Raw genomic sequence first — 4,293 nt, 5'->3', positions numbered from 1 at the left:
CCCCCGATCACGGCGGGCATCTGAGCCACGCCAGCCCCGTCGCGTTCACCGGCGCGAACTACAAGGCGCTAAGGTACGGCACTACCTCCAAGGGTGTTATCGACTACGACCAGGTGCGCACACTGGCGCTGGCCCATCGCCCGCGCGTGATCATCTGCGGGGCGACGGCCTACTCGCACACCATTGATTTCGCGCGCTTGCGTGGGATTGCCGACGAAGCCGGGTCGATCCTGCTGGCGGACATTTCGACCATCGCCGGCCTGGTCGCCACCGGGCGCCATCCGAGCCCGATCGACGCAGCCCACGTCACTACGCTGTGCACCCATAAACAACTGGGCGGCCCGCGTGGCGGCCTGATCCTTTCCGGTCGCGACGCCGAAACCAAGGTGCCGGGCCTTAAGACCAGCTTCAGCCGGCTCCTCGATCAAGCCGTGTTCCCACGAATGCAGGGCGCACCGGCCTTCAACATGATCGCGGCAAAGGCGGCGGCGTTCGGCTACGCCATGTCCGCGGATTTCGACGCCTGGATGGCGCGTATTCGCACCACGGCCGACGAACTGGCCAGCGCGTTCCAGGCCTGTGACTACGAGGTGGTGGGCGGGCGCAGTGAAAACCACTCGGTGCTGATTCGCTTGCGTGACGGCATCACCGGCGCCATCGCCCAGGCGGCGCTGGAGCAGTGCGGCATCATCGTGGACAAGCATCGCGCACCGGGAGAGACGCGACCATCATTCGTCGCTGGCGGGTTGTGTATCGGCACCGGCTCCCTGGCGCAACGCCAGCTCGACGCCGATGGATGTCGGCAGGTCGTCGAACTGGTGTGCCGGGTACTCGATGCGGTCACGCCCCTCAACGAGCACAAGTTCACCCTGGATCCGAATGCACAGGAATCCCTGCGCTTGCAGGCTCAAGCCTTGTGCGCGAAGTATCCCCTCGCGGATTACCTGCACAACTGAGCAAACATCCAAATGGATGTTTCATGTTATTGCAGGATAAATTGCTGTACGGTGTTTAAGCGGCTGTTATAGACGGTCGCGTTGTTGCTCATTCTCATCATTAACAAGCTGCACGACAGCTTGGCGTTCTCCTGGCAGTTATAAAAAGGGCTCTTAAAGTCCGTTCAACCTCCGTGAACGAAGTACTCAGCCTTTTGCAGTGAAGTCGAACTAGGCCCGTGCGCCGATAGTTGTTCGACTCATGAGGAGATATCCCGTGATAACCCGAAGAAAACTCCTGTATTCAGGCGCAGCCTTGACCGGTGCTGGCCTGTTTGCCCCGCTGTGGGCAGGTGCCGCGCTGGCGCAGGAAGTCAGCAGCGCCGCCAGCGACGACATTGAATCCTTCCGCCAACTGTCGATGTTCCTCCTCGAACGCTCGAACCTGGATGCCGCCTTGTCCTTGCGCATCCTGGCCCAGTGCACCCGGAACGACCCTGCATTCCCCGAGAAGATCAAAGCCTTGTGGAGCAAGGTTGGCCAGCATCACCTGCGCAACGTCGGCCAGTTATCCGGCAGCCCGTTCTACGCCGACCCGGTGATCAAGGATACGACGCAAAAAATCGTCTCCGCCTGGTACCTGGGCTACACCGGCACGCCGGTGTCCCTGCGCGCCACCGACGGCACGCGCCTGGTCACCTTCACCGGCGCCCTGGCCTATGCGCCGACCGCGGACGCCACGGTGATCCCGACGTACTCCCGGGGAAAAACCAATTACTGGGTCAATCCTCCGGCCACGCTGGCCAACGACTAAGACAAGGCACTTTTATGAATCAGGATTTTGACGCCGATGTCATTGTGGTTGGCTCCGGCGCATTAGGCAGTAACGCAGCATTTGAATTGGCCAGGCACGGCAAGTCAGTGATTATTCTGGAAGCCGGTGAACATATTCCCCGCTGGAAGATAGTCGAGAACTTCCGTAATTCGTCGAACAAGGGCAATTACAACTCACCCTATCCGAATGAACCGTGGGCCCATCATTCTTACGATGAGCAATACATCGAGAACACCGGTTCTTTCGAGTTCCGCCCCGGCATGTTGAAACTGGTGGGCGGTACCACCTGGCACTGGGCGGCAGCGTGCTGGCGTTACTTGCCCAACGATATGAAACTCAAGACGCTCTACGGCGTAGGTCGCGACTGGCCGCTGGAATACAGCGAGCTGGAACCCTATTACGTGCGTGCGGAAATTGCCCTGGGCGTATGCGGCAGTGACACCCAGGACCAGAGCGGGCAGGGCGGCGGCGCTTTCCCGCCACGCTCAAGCCCGTACCCGATGGCGCCGGAAGGTGATACCTACCTGTTCCAGCGCCTGCGCGAACGCATGGCACCGGCGGGGTATCACTTTATCCATGAGCCCAATGGCCGTGCCACTGAACCCTACGACGGGCGCCCGGCGTGCAGCGGCAACAACAACTGCATGCCGGTCTGCCCCATTGGCGCGATGTACAGCGGCGACGTGCACGCCCGCCATGCGGAACAGGCCGGCGCCAAGCTGATCACCGACGCCACCGCCTACAAGCTGGAAAAAGGCGCGGACGACAAGATCGTCGCCATCCATTACCGCAGCTCCACCGGCGCTGATGTGCGGCTCACTGCCAAGTACTTCATCGTTGCCGCCCACGGCCTGGAAACCCCCAAGCTGCTGCTGATTTCCGAGGTGGCCAACTCCTCCGACCAGGTCGGTCGTAACCTGATGGACCACACCGGCCAGGGCCTGCAATTTATCGCCGACGAGCCGTTGTGGCCGGGACGCGGCGCGGTGCAGCAGGGCGGGATTTTCAACCGCCGCGACGGCGAGTTCCGCAAGGAGCGGGCCTCGGTCAAACACTCGATCTCCAACAACGTGCCGAACATTGCCGTGGCCAAGCGGCTGATCGCCCAGGGCGTGTACGGCAAGGAGCTGGACGAACGCATCCGCCACGATGCGGCGCGTTGGGTCGACGTCTCTACCGTGTATGAAACCCTGCCATTGCAGACCAACACTGTGCGCCCGAGCCGCACCCGCAAGGACGCCCTGGGCATTCCGATGCTGGTGGTCAACTACGAGGTGGGCGACTACGTGAAGGCGGCCAAGGCCGGTGTCACTGAAGACTATGCGCACTTCGTGCAGCTGATGGGCGGCACGGTGGTGGAAGACAACACCGGCTACCAGAACCGCGACCACCTGATGGGCACCGTGATCATGGGCGCCAACCCCAAGGATTCGGTGGTCAACCACGAGTGCCGCACCCACGACCACGCCAACCTGTTTCTCGCCACCACCGGGGTGATACCGGCCTCCGGCACCATCAACCCGACCCTGGCCGGCGTGGCGCTGAGTATCCGTATGGCCGACATCATTGCGCGGGAGGTCTAGGTCATGGGATTGCTTAAATTTCCATTGCTGGCCTTGCTGCTCACCGCGTTGCCGGTGTTTGCCGCTGAAGACACTGCCGCGCTGATCCAGAAAGGTGCGTATGTCGCCCGTGCCGGCGACTGCGAAGCCTGCCACCGTACCGCCGAGAATGGCGGCGCGCCGCTGGCCGGCGGGTATGTGATCGACTCGCCCATGGGCAAGATCATCTCCAGCAACATCACCCCGTCCAAGGCCTACGGCATCGGCGACTACACCGAGCAACAACTGGCGGACGCCTTGCGCAAAGGCATCAACGCCAAGGGCCAGCACCTGTACCCGGCGATGCCCTACACCTCTTACCAGGGCATGAGCGATGACGACATCCACGCCTTGTACGTGTACCTGCAACAGGGCGTCAAAGCCGTGGACCAGCCGGTGCCGGAAACGCACCTGGCGTTCCCGTTCAACATCCGCCAACTGATGTTCGGCTGGAACCTGGTGTTCCTCGACAGCCAGGGTTTCGTGCCCAAGCCTGGCGCCACCGAACAGACCAGTCGCGGCCAGTACCTGGTGGACAACCTCGCCCACTGCGGCGCCTGCCACACCCCACGTAACGCCTTGATGGCCGAGGACAACAGCCAGTACCTGGCCGGTGCGAAACTGGGTGGCTGGGTCGCGCCCAACATCACCTCCGACAAGGTCAGCGGGCTGGGGGACTGGAGCGAAGATGACCTGGTCAATTTCATGAAAAACGGTCACCTCGCCGACAAGGCCCAAGCGGCGGGCGGCATGGCCGAAGCCGTGGAAAACAGCTTCCGCTACCTCAGCGTTAGCGACCTGCATGCCATGGCCGCCTACCTGCACAGCGTGCCGCCGATCCGCGATCCCGGGCAAACCGAGCGGGTGGTGCGTGACGTCAAGCCGGTGGACATGAGCACCCTGGAAACCGGCCAGGGCGATC

The 4,293-nt window shown here is 62.3% G+C and carries 4 protein-coding genes; all 4 read left to right on the top strand.

Translation table 11 applies throughout. The annotated features are described in order from the left end of the window. Positions 1-956, top strand: a 956-nt coding sequence (gene glyA, locus HX846_RS33710; protein ID WP_178967098.1) for a serine hydroxymethyltransferase, incomplete at its 5' end; no start/stop codon positions are given. Positions 957-1,212: 256 nt separating this feature from the next. Continuing rightward, the gene (locus tag HX846_RS33705) at positions 1,213-1,749 is read left to right on the top strand and encodes a sugar dehydrogenase complex small subunit (RefSeq protein ID WP_023659207.1); all 537 of its coding nucleotides are present in this window, start codon (positions 1,213-1,215) and stop codon (positions 1,747-1,749) included. A gap of 14 nt (positions 1,750-1,763) precedes the next feature. Beyond that, complete coding sequence (locus tag HX846_RS33700) at positions 1,764-3,353, top strand: GMC family oxidoreductase (RefSeq protein WP_008435597.1); 1,590 nt, start codon at positions 1,764-1,766, stop codon at positions 3,351-3,353. Positions 3,354-3,356: 3 nt separating this feature from the next. Next, the coding region (locus HX846_RS33695) for a cytochrome c (RefSeq protein ID WP_178967097.1) at positions 3,357-4,293 on the top strand (937 nt) is incomplete at its 3' end.

Origin of the sequence: Pseudomonas sp. K5002 (assembly GCF_013386655.1) — a bacterium.
Taxonomy (GTDB): Bacteria; Pseudomonadota; Gammaproteobacteria; order Pseudomonadales; family Pseudomonadaceae; genus Aquipseudomonas.
Note: the sequence above shows the minus strand (reverse complement) of the source record. Positions and strands in the feature narration are given on the sequence as shown.

Coding starts and splice junctions, on each gene's coding strand:
- HX846_RS33700 (WP_008435597.1), top strand. CDS start 1,764: ATGAATCAGGATTTTGACGCCGATGTCATTGTGGTTGGCTCCGGCGCA.